Annotated in this window: 15 protein-coding genes; 13 read left to right on the top strand and 2 right to left on the bottom strand. The window is 55.3% G+C overall.

The annotated features are described in order from the left end of the window. The first annotated feature begins 86 nt into the window (after positions 1-86). The 12 genes from LX66_RS22430 (at position 87) to LX66_RS22375 (ending at position 9,195) form a co-directional block, all read left to right on the top strand. Positions 87-536, top strand: a complete 450-nt coding sequence (locus tag LX66_RS22430; protein WP_145717703.1) for a carboxymuconolactone decarboxylase family protein — start codon at positions 87-89, stop codon at positions 534-536. Between the two features lie 59 nt (positions 537-595). Further along, entirely contained in the window at positions 596-1,126 is a 531-nt protein-coding gene (locus LX66_RS22425; RefSeq protein WP_145717702.1) for an ArsR/SmtB family transcription factor, read from the top strand. Continuing rightward, positions 1,123-2,013 carry a DNA-3-methyladenine glycosylase family protein gene (locus tag LX66_RS22420; RefSeq protein WP_158642714.1) on the top strand — a complete coding sequence of 297 codons (891 nt, stop codon included), beginning with the start codon at positions 1,123-1,125 and terminating at the stop codon, positions 2,011-2,013. The genes LX66_RS22425 and LX66_RS22420 overlap by 4 nt, the downstream gene beginning before the upstream one ends. A gap of 24 nt (positions 2,014-2,037) precedes the next feature. Then, positions 2,038-2,523: a methylated-DNA--[protein]-cysteine S-methyltransferase gene (locus tag LX66_RS22415; RefSeq protein ID WP_145717700.1), complete on the top strand. Its 486-nt coding sequence runs from the start codon at positions 2,038-2,040 to the stop codon at positions 2,521-2,523. A gap of 110 nt (positions 2,524-2,633) precedes the next feature. Further along, on the top strand, positions 2,634-4,031 hold the full coding sequence (locus tag LX66_RS22410) for a pyridoxal phosphate-dependent decarboxylase family protein (protein ID WP_145717699.1): 1,398 nt from the start codon (positions 2,634-2,636) through the stop codon (positions 4,029-4,031). Then, positions 4,018-4,935, top strand: a complete 918-nt coding sequence (locus tag LX66_RS22405) for an EamA family transporter (protein WP_158642713.1) — start codon at positions 4,018-4,020, stop codon at positions 4,933-4,935. The genes LX66_RS22410 and LX66_RS22405 overlap by 14 nt, the downstream gene beginning before the upstream one ends. Beyond that, entirely contained in the window at positions 4,922-5,374 is a 453-nt protein-coding gene (locus LX66_RS22400) for a DinB family protein (protein WP_145717697.1), read from the top strand. The genes LX66_RS22405 and LX66_RS22400 overlap by 14 nt, the downstream gene beginning before the upstream one ends. Before the next feature lie 88 nt (positions 5,375-5,462). Further along, on the top strand, positions 5,463-5,903 hold the full coding sequence (locus LX66_RS22395) for a GNAT family N-acetyltransferase (protein ID WP_145717696.1): 441 nt from the start codon (positions 5,463-5,465) through the stop codon (positions 5,901-5,903). Between the two features lie 12 nt (positions 5,904-5,915). Beyond that, the gene (locus LX66_RS22390; RefSeq protein WP_145717694.1) at positions 5,916-6,476 is read left to right on the top strand and encodes an NUDIX domain-containing protein; all 561 of its coding nucleotides are present in this window, start codon (positions 5,916-5,918) and stop codon (positions 6,474-6,476) included. A 13-nt stretch (positions 6,477-6,489) separates the two neighbouring features. Next, entirely contained in the window at positions 6,490-7,254 is a 765-nt protein-coding gene (rlmB, locus tag LX66_RS22385) for a 23S rRNA (guanosine(2251)-2'-O)-methyltransferase RlmB (protein ID WP_145717693.1), read from the top strand. Positions 7,255-7,354: 100 nt separating this feature from the next. Next, positions 7,355-8,203, top strand: coding sequence for a hydroxymethylglutaryl-CoA lyase (locus LX66_RS22380; RefSeq protein ID WP_145717692.1), 849 nt, complete (start codon positions 7,355-7,357; stop codon positions 8,201-8,203). Between the two features lie 17 nt (positions 8,204-8,220). Beyond that, positions 8,221-9,195: a GSCFA domain-containing protein gene (locus tag LX66_RS22375; RefSeq protein WP_145717691.1), complete on the top strand. Its 975-nt coding sequence runs from the start codon at positions 8,221-8,223 to the stop codon at positions 9,193-9,195. Here the strand turns inward: LX66_RS22375 and LX66_RS22370 are convergent. Next, complete coding sequence (locus LX66_RS22370) at positions 9,185-10,669, bottom strand: MFS transporter (protein ID WP_145717690.1); 1,485 nt, start codon at positions 10,667-10,669, stop codon at positions 9,185-9,187. The genes LX66_RS22375 and LX66_RS22370 overlap by 11 nt on opposite strands. A gap of 180 nt (positions 10,670-10,849) precedes the next feature. Between LX66_RS22370 and LX66_RS22365 the strand changes: the two genes are divergently transcribed. Beyond that, the gene (locus tag LX66_RS22365; RefSeq protein ID WP_145717689.1) at positions 10,850-13,099 is read left to right on the top strand and encodes a patatin-like phospholipase family protein; all 2,250 of its coding nucleotides are present in this window, start codon (positions 10,850-10,852) and stop codon (positions 13,097-13,099) included. On the opposite strand, the gene miaE is transcribed toward LX66_RS22365, so the two are convergent. Further along, the gene (gene miaE, locus LX66_RS22360) at positions 13,096-13,692 is read right to left on the bottom strand and encodes a tRNA-(ms[2]io[6]A)-hydroxylase (RefSeq protein WP_145717688.1); all 597 of its coding nucleotides are present in this window, start codon (positions 13,690-13,692) and stop codon (positions 13,096-13,098) included. The genes LX66_RS22365 and miaE overlap by 4 nt on opposite strands. Between the last annotated feature and the right edge of the window lie 473 nt (positions 13,693-14,165).

The following is a 14,165-nucleotide window of genomic DNA, read 5'->3' as shown; positions in this document are numbered from 1 at the left end:
GTTATGGTCAAAAATAACAAAATCTGTATCTGTTTTGGTGTGCATAGCTGCCGTTACTTTGCGGCATAATAAAAAAACAGGAAGAGATGCAAACAAGAATGAAATGGAAAGAAGTAGACCCGGCGGCTTATACTGCCATGAGCGCGTTGCAAACGTATGTACGCAACAGCAGCCTGGATAAGCAACTGGTGCAACTGGTAGAGGTGCGCGCCTCGCAGATCAACGGCTGCGCCTTTTGCCTGGATATGCATGCTTTTGAGGCCCGCAGGCTCGGCGAAACGGAACAGCGCCTGTACACGCTGGCCGGCTGGCGGGAAGCGCCTTTTTTCACGGAAAAGGAGCGGGCGGCGCTGGCGCTTACAGAAGCCGTTACCCTGGTGGCCGGCACCCAGGTGCCGGATGATGTATACGAAGCAGCGGCCCGGCATTTTTCCGAAAAGGAGCTGGTGGAATTGATCCTGCTGATCGTGACCATCAACGGCTGGAACCGTATTGTAGTGACAACAAGAACGCTACCGTTGGAACGGGGGGCGTGATTTTTATTTTGCGCAATTTAAAAGTTGCATTAATTTTAGCAACAAATTAGTTGCGCAAAATGGATGATTTGTTCAGGGGGCTCGCTGACCCGGTACGCAGGCAGGTACTGGAGCTGTTGCTGCAACAGCCGCTGAATGTGAACCAGATCAACGGGCATTTCAATGATATCAGCCGCCAGGCGGTGTCCAGGCATATCAATGTGCTGGAAGAATGTGGCTGGATCAGGATCTACCAGGCCGGCAGGGAACGCTACGGCTATCTTAATAAAGCCGCCTTTTACCAGTTGAAAGACTGGTTGCAGGACTACCTCAGCATGGACAGGCGCTCCCTGCACAATGACCATGGCGTGTTCCTGGAACGCGCCACCTATAAAAAAGGCACGCCGCTTACCTACCCGGTGATGCTGCAGGCCATGCTCAGCAAGGACAAGGATTTTGACGGCCTTTTCTTCAACGCGGTAAAGACCACCGGCATCTTCTGCAAACCTTCCTGCTCCGCCAACCCGCGCCCCGACAATGTTATTTTTTATCCCACCCGCGATGAGGCCCTGAAACACGGCTTCAGGGCGTGTAAAAGATGCAGGCCATGATCCGTGTTCCGATACGCCACCCGCAGCAGTTTTCCTTCGCGGAATGCCTGGTGTTCCTGGGCCGCTCTGACCGGGAGTGCCTGCATTTTGTGCAGGATGGTTTCCTGCAGCGCATGATGGTGCAGGACGGCGCGCCGCTGCTGCTGAAGATCCGCGAAACTGCCGGCGGGCAGGCCCTGGAAGTAGCGGTGGTCAATCCCTGGAATATTGCCGTGGATGAAGCTGCGGTACACCGCTTTGTTACGCACTGGCTGCACCTGGATGCGGACCTGCAACCCTTTTATGACTTCGCCGCACAGGACCCCGTGCTGGCGCCGCTGGTGCAGCGCTACAGCGGCCTGCGCCTGATCGGTATACCGGACCTGTTTGAGTCCATTACCTGGACCATTACCGGGCAGCAGATCAGCCTGCCTTTTGCCTACACGCTGCGCCGCCGCCTGGTAGAAGCTTTCGGTTATCACCAGGTAATGGACGGCAGGGATCATTATACTTACCCCCACCCGGCCGTAATAGCCGGTCTGCGGATGGAAGACCTCACCAGTATGCAGTTCTCGCGCAGCAAGGCGCAGTACATTATACAGGTAGCCGCTGCCATGGCGGATGGCCGGCTGAACGCCACCGAGCTGGCGAAACTGGATTACGAAACCGCCAAAGCCTACCTGCTGCAGTGGAAGGGCATCGGCAACTGGTCTGCCAATTACGTGCTGATGAAATACAGCCGTTTCCCGGAAGCATTGCCGCTGGAAGATGCCGGGCTGCACAATGCCCTGCGCAGGCAGTTGCAACTCCCGGCCAAACCCTCGCTGGCGGAGGTCAGGGGCTATACGGAGCACTGGCGGCAACATGCGGCTTACGCAACATTTTATTTATGGCGGGCGCTGAGCTGATGCGCACATCAAAAAGACTTTTTTATGGATATCTTTCATCACATCTACCATTCTCCCGTTGGCCCGCTGGGTATTGCGGGCACTGCCGGTAAGATCAATGCCATTCTTTTTGAACCGCCGGTAATGCAGGTAACGGAGGCATTGCCGGAGGTGTTCCTGCACTGCATACAGGAGCTGGATGCCTATTTTGCCGGTAGCCGGCAGGGTTTCAGCTTCCCCATGCAGCAAAGCGGTACGGACTTCCAGCAATCGGTATGGCGGCAATTGCTGACCATTCCCTACGGCACCACCATCTCTTATATGCAACTGGCCAAACAGATCAATAATCCAAAGAGTATCCGCGCGGTAGGCAGCGCCAATGGCAGCAACCACCTGCCCATTGTGGTGCCCTGCCACCGGGTGATCGGCAGCAACGGCTCGCTGACCGGTTTCGGCGGCGGCATCTGGCGCAAGAAATGGCTGCTGGAGCATGAGTGGAAACATCGCTACGGTACGCAGGAACTGTTTTGAGTTGCCGTTTCCATCTGATCTGGTTATTTTTTACAAAACTGCATCTGTTTTAGTTTGGTTTTTTGTTTGAATTTTGTCTACTCAAACTGATACCTTCTAAACGCACCATCATGAATGCTCGCCTGGAACAAGACCTGACTGCACTGGATGAATTACTGGCCGCTACGCAGGCGCTGAGCAGCGGTTTTTTATCGGGTATGGAGGAATGGCCCGCCAGCATGGCGATGCCGGAGTTGCCGGTAGCGGAGCTGCCCCGGGAGGGGATAGGCGCCGCGGCTACCCTGGAGCATTTCCGGGAGCAGTACGGACCTTACCTGGCAGCAGGAGCAGGGCCGCGGTACTGGGGCTTTGTAACAGGCGGCGTAACACCTGCCGCCCTGGCCGGCGACTGGCTGGCCGCCACGGTGGACATGAACGCGGCAGACAAAGGCGGCGCTGCTTTTAATATTGAAATAGCGGCCCTGCAGATGCTACGGCAGTTGCTGGGCCTGCCGGATGTGTTTGCCGGCAGCTTTGTATCCGGCGCCACCATGTCCAACTTTACCGGGCTGGCCGTAGCGCGGCAATGGCTGGGCTTGCAGCAGGGAAAGGACGTAGGGCAGCAGGGCATGGCCGTACTGCAGCAGGCGCAGGTGCTTTCCTGCACGCCGCATTCCAGCATCCCCAAATGCCTGTCCATGCTTGGCTTCGGGCGGGATGCCCTGGTAAAGCTGCCGGCACAGCCCCAGCGCGAAGCGGTGGATGTGGCCGCATTGGAAGCCTGGCTGGAACAGCACAAGGGCCAGCCGGTCATATACGTGGCCAATGCCGGCACGGTGAATACGACAGACTTTGACGATATCGCAGCGTTGGCAGCCTTAAAGCAGCGCTATCATTTCTGGCTGCATATAGATGCCGCCTTTGGCGGGTTTGCCGCCTGCAGCCCGCAGCACCGGCACTGGCTCAGGGGATGGGAAGCGGCAGACAGCATCACCATTGATGCGCATAAATGGATGAACGTTCCATACGATGCTGCCATGATATTCTGCCGGCACCAGGAGCTGCAGGCGGCGGTGTTCAAGAATGTAGGCGCGGCCTACCTGGGCGATCCCGCCAAGGACTTCAACTTCATTCACCATGTGCCGGAAAATTCCCGGCGTTTGCGCGCCTTGCCGGCCTGGTGCTCGCTGATGGCATACGGTATGCAGGGGTACCAGGACATGGTGGAGGATAATGTGCGGCAGGCGCGGCAACTGGGCACGCTCGTAGATGAAAGCCCGCATTTCCGCCTGCTGGCCATCGTGAACCTCTGCGTGGTATGTTTTACGCTGGAAAAACCGGCCGCGGAGCTGGAAGCCGCCACGGCGCAATTTTTGACAACGCTGGCGGAACGCGGCGCCGTATTTATGACGCCTACCGTATACCAGGGCATGCCCGCCATCCGCGCGGCCATTGTAAACTGGCGCACAACGGATGCGGATGTGCAAAAGGTATGGCAGGAAATGGAAACAGTATATGCAAGCATCTAATCATACAACAAAAGCTTACCTGGCGCTGGCCATTGTAAGCATTTTCTGGGGTACCACCTACCTGGCCGCCCGCATCGGGGTACAGCACATGCACGGCCTCATGCTGTCCGGCATCCGGCAAACGGTGGCGGGGCTGCTGATCACAGGCTTCTTCCTGCTGAAGGGATTCAGGCTGCCGGGGAAAGAGGTGCTGTCGCGCCTGTTCTTCATCGGCCTGATGATGCTGGTAGGGGCCAACGGCCTGATGACCTGGGCCGTGCAGTACATTCCCAGCGGGCTGGCCGCCATCATCGCCGCTACGGTACCCATCTGGATGACCATTTTCAGCTTTTTCATGGTGCAGCAGAAGGGCCGGCTGTCGCCCCTGCTGGTAGCTGGTATGTTCATCGGTTTTGTAGGCGTGGCGGGCATCTTCTCCGATTACCTGGGCGACCTGATGAACCCGGACTTCCGCTTCGGCATCATGCTGATACTGATCAGTTGTCTTTGCTGGTCCATGGGCTCCGTGCTGACGGCCAAGTGGGCGCTGGAGGTGAACTATCTCTACGGTGCCGGCTTTGAAATGCTGTTCAGCGGCATCGTGATGCTGGTGATCACCCTGCTCACCGGGGAGTTCCGGCAGGCGGAGTTTACCGGGGAGCTCTGGGGCAGCCTGCTGTACCTGATCTTTTTCGGTTCCATACTCGGGTACTCCGCTTATGTATACACCTTAAATAACCTGCCGCCTTCACTGGCTTCCGTATATGCCTACATCAATCCCATTGTAGCCGTGCTGCTGGGCTGGATGGTGCTGGACGAACAATTGAACTGGATCACCGGCCTGTCATGCCTTGTTACGCTGACCGGTGTTTATATGGTGAATACGGCAGTCAACAAAAACAAAGCGACTTATGAACTTAGCTGAACAAACGGCCCGCGGGCTGGAACAAACGATAGCGGCGGCTGTGCCGCGCCTGCAGCAGTTTACAGGGGAGGAGGCGGCCATCGCCCCTGCGCCCGGCAAATGGTGCAAGAAGGAAATACTGGGCCATTTGATAGATTCCGCCCTGAACAACCATGTGCGTTTTATACGCGCGCAGCAGGGGCCGCTGGAAGCGCCGGGCTATGACCAGGATTTCTGGGTGCAGGCGCAGCAATACCGGGAGGCCGGCTGGGACACCCTGATCCACACCTGGGCGGCCATCAACCGCAACCTGGCGCGTGCGATGGCGCTGATCCCGGCTGAAGCGTTGCAACAAACCTGCAAAATAGGCAACAACGCACCGGCCACCCTGGAATACTGGGTGCAGGATTACCTGGCCCACCTGCAGCACCACCTGCGCCAACTGCAGGCGCATGATTAACAACGACGATTTAGATAGAAGTATAGAACAGATGCCCACCGGTATTTACCGGGGCGGGCATCTTTTTTTTGCCATTAATTTTACGCCGATGACCATACAACAAGCTACCACCGAACATGCCGCCGCCGTGGCGGTATTATTTGACGCGTACCGCGTATACTATGAACAGGCGCCGGACCTGCCGGGCGCGGAGGCTTTCCTGGCAGAGCGGCTGCGCAACCGGGAAAGCGTGATCTTTATGGCGATGGAAGGCGGGGAACTGGTGGGTTTTACGCAATTGTATCCCTTTTTTACCTCCGTAGGCATGCAGCGCGCCTGGGTACTGAACGACCTGTTTGTGCTGCCGCAATACCGCAACCTGGGCGCCGGCCGCGCATTAATAAACGCCGCCAGGGAGCTGGCGCAGGATACCAGCGCCAAATGGATCATGCTGCAGACCTATTCCAGCAATGCCAACGCAAAGGCCCTGTACGAAAAAATGGGCTTTGAGATAGACAGTGCCTGCGACTACTATTACCTGGGCGTTTGATATCTTTATGGGATGGAAACAATGCACAATAATCCCTGGAAAATACTATCCAGCGAGGTACAGTATGACAATAAATGGATACGGCTCACGGAGCACCAGGTGATCAATCCCAACGGCGGCCAGGGCATTTACGGCGTGGTGCATTTCAAGAACCTGGCCATTGGCGTGGTGGCCCTGGACGAAGCGCAGCATATCTACCTGGTAGGACAGTACCGTTTCCCGCTGGAACAGTTCTCCTGGGAAATACCCGAGGGTGGCGGCCCGTTGGGGGAGGATGCGCTGGTATCCGCCAAACGCGAGCTGCTGGAAGAAGCCGGCCTGGTGGCGCACCACTGGACCCCCATTGTGCATATGCACCTTTCCAACTCCGTTTCCGATGAAACCGGCATCGTATACCTGGCCCGCGACCTGGAACAGCATGCCGCACAGCCCGAGGAGACCGAGCAACTGACCGTGCAGCGCATCCCTTTTGAACAGGCCTACCAGATGGTGAAAGACCACCGCATTACAGATTCCATTTCCATAGCGGCCATTATGAAGATAAAGCTGATGATGCTGGAAGGGGAGATTTGACGTATTTTGCAGCATGAATTTTAAGAAACACGCCCCCCGGCCCAAAGCCTCGGCTATGGTGATAGGGCGGCAGCCGGTGGTGGAAGCGATACAGGCAGGCAAGGCGATAGAGCGTATTTTTATGCAGCGCAACGCTACCGGCGACATCATCCCCCGCATCAAACAACTGGCGGCGCAATACAACATCCCGGTGAACCTGGTGCCGGTAGAAAAGCTGAACGGCCTTACACAGGCCAGCCACCAGGGCTGCATTGCCATTACCGCCCGCGTCAGCTACCTGGACCTGCAGGACGTGATCTCGCATACCATAGAGCAGGGACAAACGCCCCTGTTCCTGATACTGGACGGTATTACCGATGTGCGCAATATCGGCGCCATTGCCCGCAGCGCCGTTTGCTGCGGCGCGCAGGCCATCATCATCCCAGACAAGGGCATTGCCGCGCTGAACGAGGAAGCAGTGAAATCCTCCGCCGGGGCGCTGGAAAAAATAGCGGTCTGCCGGGTGAACAGCCTGCTGAAAGCCGTAGACACCCTGCACCTCAATGGCATCAAAGTGATGGCCAGCGAAATGGAGGCCAAAGAAAAGCTCTATGACTGCAACCTGAAAGAGCCCGTAGCCGTGATCATGGGATCGGAGGACAAAGGCGTATACCCGGCCCTGTTAAAAGCCGCGGACGTGCTCTTCCATATTCCCATGCAGAACAACTTTGAATCCTTTAATGTCTCCGTGGCTGCGGGTATTATTTTATATGAAGGGATGAAGCAGCGGAGCAATTAAATAATTAATAATGAATAATTAATAATTTCTGTAACAATAATGTTGCATTAAGGCACTGGGGGTACGGTTATTAATTATTAATTTTTAATTCTTAATTAAAATGAAACTGATCGAATGTCCGCGTGATGCGATGCAGGGATGGTACCATCCCATCTCCACTGCTGATAAGGTAAACTATCTCAACGCCCTGCTGCAGGTAGGTTTTGACACGATCGACTTTGGCAGCTTCGTATCGCCCAAGGCCATGCCGCAGATGGCCGATACGGCGGCGGTGCTCTCAAAGCTGCAGCTACCGGCGGCGGGGAGCCGGCTGCTGGCTATTGTGGCCAACCAGCGCGGGGCCGAAGAGGCCGTGATGTTCGATGAGATCACCTACCTCGGCTATCCTTTTTCCATCTCTGAAACTTTCCAGCTAAGAAATACCAACAAGACCATCGCCGAATCACTGGAACTGGTGCAAACCCTGCAGGAGCTATGCATCAAGAACCGGAAACAGTTGGTGGTATATATTTCCATGGGCTTCGGCAATCCTTACGGCGATCCCTATGATGCCGGGATCGCCCTGCAATGGGTGGAGGAGCTGGCAGCCCTGGATATTTCGATCATTTCCCTGGCAGATACTGTAGGAGTGGCGAGCCCGGATACCATCACGCAGTTATTTGCGCAGTTGGTGCCGGCTTACCCGGGTGTGGAGTTTGGCGCGCATTTCCATTCGGCCCCGCACAACTGGGAGGAAAAGGTAGCCGCGGCTTACGTAAAGGGCTGCCGGCGTTTTGACAGCACCATCCGGGGTATCGGCGGATGCCCCATGGCCAAGGACGACCTGGTGGGCAACCTGGCCACGGAAAACCTGCTGTGGTTCTGCGAGCAGCACAGGGAACCGCTTACCCTGAACCAACCTGCGTTACAAGCCGCCCAACGCCTGGCGGACAAGATATTCATGCCATAAACAACGAATAACGGCCTATGGACTTTCGCCTCACCTTTCCCATCGCTCCTTTGCAACCGGCACTGGAATACCGGGACCCGCTGCTGTTGATGGGCTCCTGTTTTGCAGAAGAGATGGGCGGAAAGCTGCAGGAACATTTGTTTCCCGCCCTGGTCAACCCGCATGGCATCCTGTACAATCCCCTCAGCATTGCCAAAGCCGTGCACAGTTACCTGGATCAAAAGCAGTATACGGAAGCGGACCTGTTTATGCACAACGACGGCTGGCATAGCTGGGACCATCACAGCCGCTTCTCTGCGCTCACGCCGGCTGCTGCGCTGGAAAAGATCAATACCCTGCAGCAGCAGGCCGCCCGCCGCCTGCAGGAAGCCCGCTGGCTGGTCATTACCCTGGGATCGGCGCATGCCTATGTGTTAAAGGAAACCGGGCAGTTAGTGGCCAATTGCCATAAAGTGCCTATGGCGGCTTTTCAGAAAAAGCTGCTGGGCGCGGACGAGATCATTGCGGCGCTGGACAGTATGATGCACCGCCTTTTCTTCAGCAACCGCGAAGTACATATACTCTTTACCGTGAGCCCGGTGCGCTATGCCCGCGACGGGGTAGTGGAGAATAATCTCAGCAAGGCCGTGCTGCTGCAGGCCGTGCATCACCTGGTCCATAAATTTGACCGCCTGCACTATTTCCCGGCCTATGAGCTGGTGATAGACGACCTGCGTGATTACCGCTTTTATAAAGACGACCTGGTGCACCCCAATGAAACCGCCGTCAATTACGTGTGGGAGCATTTTGTGCAGCACTGCGTGCACCCCGGCAGCCGGCAGCTCCTGCAGGCCATTGCCGGTATAAACCGCGCGGCCCGGCACCGGCCTTTTAACCCCGATAGCCCGCAGCACCGCCAGTTCCTGCAGACCTATGCGCGCAAGGTGGAGCAATTACAGCAGGAGCATCCTTACCTGCAATGGGAGGAAATGCGGAAGCATTTTAATTATTAATACCGCTCCTTTCTTTAATAAAGAAGGTACCTATGAAAAAGCAGATCAGCGCAATGCCAATAGGATAGATCAGCCCGGCCAGGTGGTTGCCCGTTTGTGTTACCAGCAGGGTGGAGATGGTAGGCAGCAGGCCGCCAAACACCCCGTTGCCGATATGATAGGGCAGCGACATGGAGGTGTAGCGGATGCGCGTGGGAAACAGCTCTACCAGGAAAGCGGCAATGGGGCCGTAAGCCATGGTCACGAATATCACCTGGATGAACACCAGGAATACCAGCCAGGCCAGTGTGGGCGTGCTGACCAGGATCTCCTTGCTGTTTTCGGTCTTGCCATTGGTAACGGTAGTAATGTCCCTTACCCGGGTGCCGTCCGTATAGGTATGCACGCGGGCGGTCCTTTCCGTGCTTACGCCGTCGCTGTTGCGGGTCATGTTGCTTTCAATGCGGTACTGCCCGGCCAGTTCCTGCTTCTGCTGCAGGTTCACCGTACTATCCATGGCATGGTAAATAGGGTAATAGGCCAGGGCGCCCAGCAGCATACCGCCCATCATGATCTTTTTACGCCCGATCTTGTCGGACAGTCTGCCGAAAAAGATAAAGAAAGGAGTGCCCAGCACCAGCGCAATGGCAATGATCACATTCGACTGCACAAATTCCAGTTGCATGGTTTTTTGCAGGAAGGAGAGCGCGTAGAACTGGCCGGTATACCATACCACGCCCTGCCCCATGGCGGCGCCAAACAGGGCCAGCAGCACCAGCCGCAGGTTCTCCTTTTTGCCAAAGCTTTCCCGGATGGGGTTACGGGAGGTTTTGCCTTCCGCCTTGAGCTGCGCGAACAGGGGAGATTCTTTCAATCGTATCCGGATGTAATAGGACATGATGACCAGCAGCACGGACAGCCAGAAAGGAATGCGCCATCCCCAGCTATTGAACTCTTCCGGGCGCATCAGGTTCCGGGTAATAAGGATAACGGCCAGCGAAACGAACAGTCCCAGCGTGGCCGTGGTTTGTATAAAGCTGGTATAGTAGCCGCGTTTTTCCGCCGGCGCATGTTCTGCCACGTAAGTGGCTGCGCCGCCGTATTCCCCGCCCAGCGCAAGGCCCTGCAGCAGCCGTAGCAACAGCACGATAATGGGGGCCGCTATCCCGATGCTGGCATAGCCCGGCACCAGCCCGATAGCAAAGGTGGAGCCGCCCATGATCAGCAGGGTTAGCAGGAAGGTGTACTTACGTCCCGCCAGGTCGCCCAGCCGCCCGAAAACAATGGCGCCGAAAGGGCGCACGATAAAACCCACGGCAAAGGTGGCCAGGGTGGCAATGTAGGCCAGCTCCCGGTTAGCGGGTGGAAAGAATTTCTCGGAGATAATGGCAGACAGGCTGCCGAAAATGTAGAAATCGTACCATTCTATCAGGGTGCCCGCAGAGGAGGCGAAGATCACCTGCCAGATGTTTTGCGCGGTTTTCAAGTTTTTCATTCGGGAATAATGTGTTATGCTCGTTTATAATAGAAGGGGAGAAGATAGAAAATTTATTATAATATTTTAAGCTTTTATAGGGGAAATAAAACAGATGGCCGTTTATACTGTCAGATGAATCCGTTAACTTTAGCAATATAGGATGCGTTAATATCGGCTCATCTGGATCAGGACACTGGAATGAAGCGCTACAGCACAATATTATTGGCCTTTTTACTGCTTGGAATTTGTTTTTACCCTGCCGGGATCTTTGCGCAGTCGGGCGGCGAGCGGCCCAAAATAGGGCTGACGCTTAGCGGCGGGGGGGCCAAGGGACTGGCCCACATCGGCATCCTGCAGGCGATTGACAGCGCGGGACTGAAGATCGACTACGTAACCGGTACCAGCATGGGCAGCATAGTGGGCGCGCTCTATGCCATGGGCTATTCCGGCGACACCATAGAGGTACTGGCCGACCAACTGGACTGGGACAACCTCTTTGCCAACCAGCCTGCCCTCACCGAAATTTCCTACGAAGAAAAAAGTGAGTATAACAAATACATCGTTGAAATACCTTTTGAATATGGCAAGCCCAAGCTGGCTTCCGGCGTGATCACCGGGGAGCAGTTGTGGCTGGAGCTGGCCCGCCTCTGCTGGCCGGTAAAGGATGTCCGCGACTTCTCCGATTTCAGTATTCCTTTTAAATGTATTGCCACCGATGTGGCTACCGGCGATATTGTGACCCTGGATACAGGGTATATCGTGTCCTGCCTGCGGGCCAGCATGGCCATTCCCTCCATTTTTACCGCGGTGAAGATCGGGGACCGCAAGCTGGTGGATGGCGGCGTGGTACGCAATTTCCCTGTGATCACGGCAAAGGAAATGGGCGCCGACATCGTGATCGGTTCCAATGTAAGCGGCGGCCTGCGCAAGGCGGACGAACTGGTAACGCCCATCGATATCCTTTACCAGTTGGGCTTTTACAAGGATGCCGTTGATTTCAGGGAGGCCCGCAAACTGTGCGATATCTATATCCAGCATGAGCTGGAGGATTATTCTGCGGCCAGCTTTGGCAGCGTGGATTCCATAATTGAACTGGGCAAGGTCAGGGGCCGGGAAATGTACCCCGTGTTCAAAAAGCTGGCGGACTCCCTGAATGCGCTGTATCCTGCCGCCCCTCCTTTCGTTAAGGACCGCCTGCCGTTCACGCCCGACGTGGAACTGACGTCCATTAATATAGACGGGCTGGTGCACTCCGACGAAAAGTTTTTCCGTGGCAGGCTGAACCTGCAGACCGATGGCTGCTACAACGCGGAGCAGCTCCGGGAGGCGGTGCGCAATGTATTCGGCACCCGTTTTTACAAACAGATCACTTATGAGTTGATACCGGAAGGGCCGGCCAAAAGCAGCATGCATATTGAAGCGGAAGAAAACCCGCTGACCTATGTGAAATTTGCGCTGCACTACAACACCTTCACCAATGCCAGCGCCATCGTGAACCTGACGCAGCGCAATTTTGCGGTGCGCAACTCGCGTTCTTCCGTTACGGCCGCCATCAGCGAGAATCCCCGTTTGCGGGGCGAGTATTTTAAATACCTGGGGCGGAAAAGAAATTTCGGCTTCGGGATGGGCGTGTATTATGAGAATAACGGCCTGAATATATACGAGAACTTCAAGCGCCAGCAGCAGTACCGCAGCAAATACGCCCATGCGGAGATACATATGCAGTACATGCTGAACCTCACGATGGCCATCGGCGTAGGCACGCGCTGGGAGTATTTCAATTACCGGCCCAGCTTTGCCGCCACAGAGGAGATCCGGGGCAACAGCAACCAGATGAACAACTATGTGTACTACGGCGTAAACTCTCTGGACCGCAAAATATATCCCCGCAAGGGCATGGACCTGCAGTTTGAAGCCGGCTGGGTATACAACCAGCATCCCGGCTACCGCGCTTACCGGGATGGGCACGAGGTGCCGCTGGATACCCTGGGGCTGGCCTTCGGCAACTACCAGCACGCCATGCTGCAGATGAAGTACCACCTGCCGGCAGGGCCTGCCAGTGCGCTGCAGCTAGGCATTGCAGGCGGCATCAATTACAATTACAACCAGCCCCTGAGCAACGGGTACATACTGGGCGGGCTGAACACGGTGGCGCATCACCAGTTGCAGTTTCCGGGCATTTATGAAGGGGAAGTGATCACTTCCAGCGCCGCCATTGTGCAACTGGGGTACCAGCGGGAAGTGATGCGGAACGTATTCCTGGTGCCCCGGGTGGGCGTAGCATTGTATGATTTTAACGGGGATGTGCAGGGCCGCTACAAGTACCTGAGCGGCTATGCGCTGACGGCCGGCTACAGCTCCCGCCTGGGCCCTATAGAAGGCTCGCTGATGTACTGCGACCAGGACGGGCGCTTAAGGGCTTATGTGAATATCGGGTTCAGCTTTTAATGCATTCTATCCCCTCTTACCTCCATCTCCTTTAATATGGCCGCTTCTGTTTGCAGCCAGTACTGCCAGCGCCGGGTTACCTGTTCTTCCGGGAGATACTCGCGGGCCAGGTCTATGAACAGGCGGTAGTGGCCGGCCTCGGATATCATGAACTTCCGGTAAAAATCGCGCAGGTAGGCATCTTCCAGCCCTTCGCTCAGCAGGCGGAAGCGCTCGCAACTGCGGGCCTCGATCAGCGCGCAGATCAGCAGTTTGTCCAGCAACTGGTCCGCCGCGGTGCCGCCTTTTACCTGGTGTTGCATCAGCTCATTTACGTAGGCGTCTTTCCGTTGTTTGCCCAGGGTAAAGCCTCTTTTCTTCATTTCCGCCAGCACCTGCCGGAAATGTCCCCATTCTTCCGTTACAATGGGCGCCAGTTCTTCTACCAGGCGGTTTTTCTCCGGGTAGCGCTGTATCAGCGAAATGCAGGCCGTGGCCGCCTTCTGTTCGCAGAAAGCATGGTCGGTGAGGATCGCTTCCAGCGATATGGAGGCCAGGTCTACCCAGCGGGGATCGGTTGGTAGTTGCAGCCCCAGGATGGATACTTTGGACATAGACAATAAATATAAAGCCTTTGTTGTGTTCCGCAAGTTACGAACAAATGGAAATGTAAAATGTAAAACGCTAAATATCAAATGTAAAAGTTGGAGGCGCTGTTTCAAGGATACATGGTCGCCGTAATCATACAGCGCTCCTAACTTTTACATTTAGCGTTTTACATTTGAAATTTTACATTCTTAAGGGGCATTATTGTACAACCCGGTGAAATTATTTCTTGTCCATATCAGCTTTTTACTTGTTGTCAATGAAGTTGACCACGACCCTTCACTTTTTGCTGCGGCGTTTTACTTTAATTAGTAATCAGGAGATTGCAACCCTTCTTTTCCGGAATACCCGGTTTTGTGGTGTCCCGCCGGTGATCCTGTTAATGAAAAATTAAGTGTACATACGACATTCATTCGATACACACTATAGTAATATTTTATAATATTACGGTATGATTTAATGTTTCTGTAGTAAGCGCCTT

Source organism: Chitinophaga japonensis, from assembly GCF_007830125.1.
Classification (GTDB): Bacteria; Bacteroidota; Bacteroidia; order Chitinophagales; family Chitinophagaceae; genus Chitinophaga; species Chitinophaga japonensis.
The sequence above is the reverse complement of the archived record's forward strand: the minus strand, read 5'-3'. Positions and strand labels throughout refer to the sequence as shown.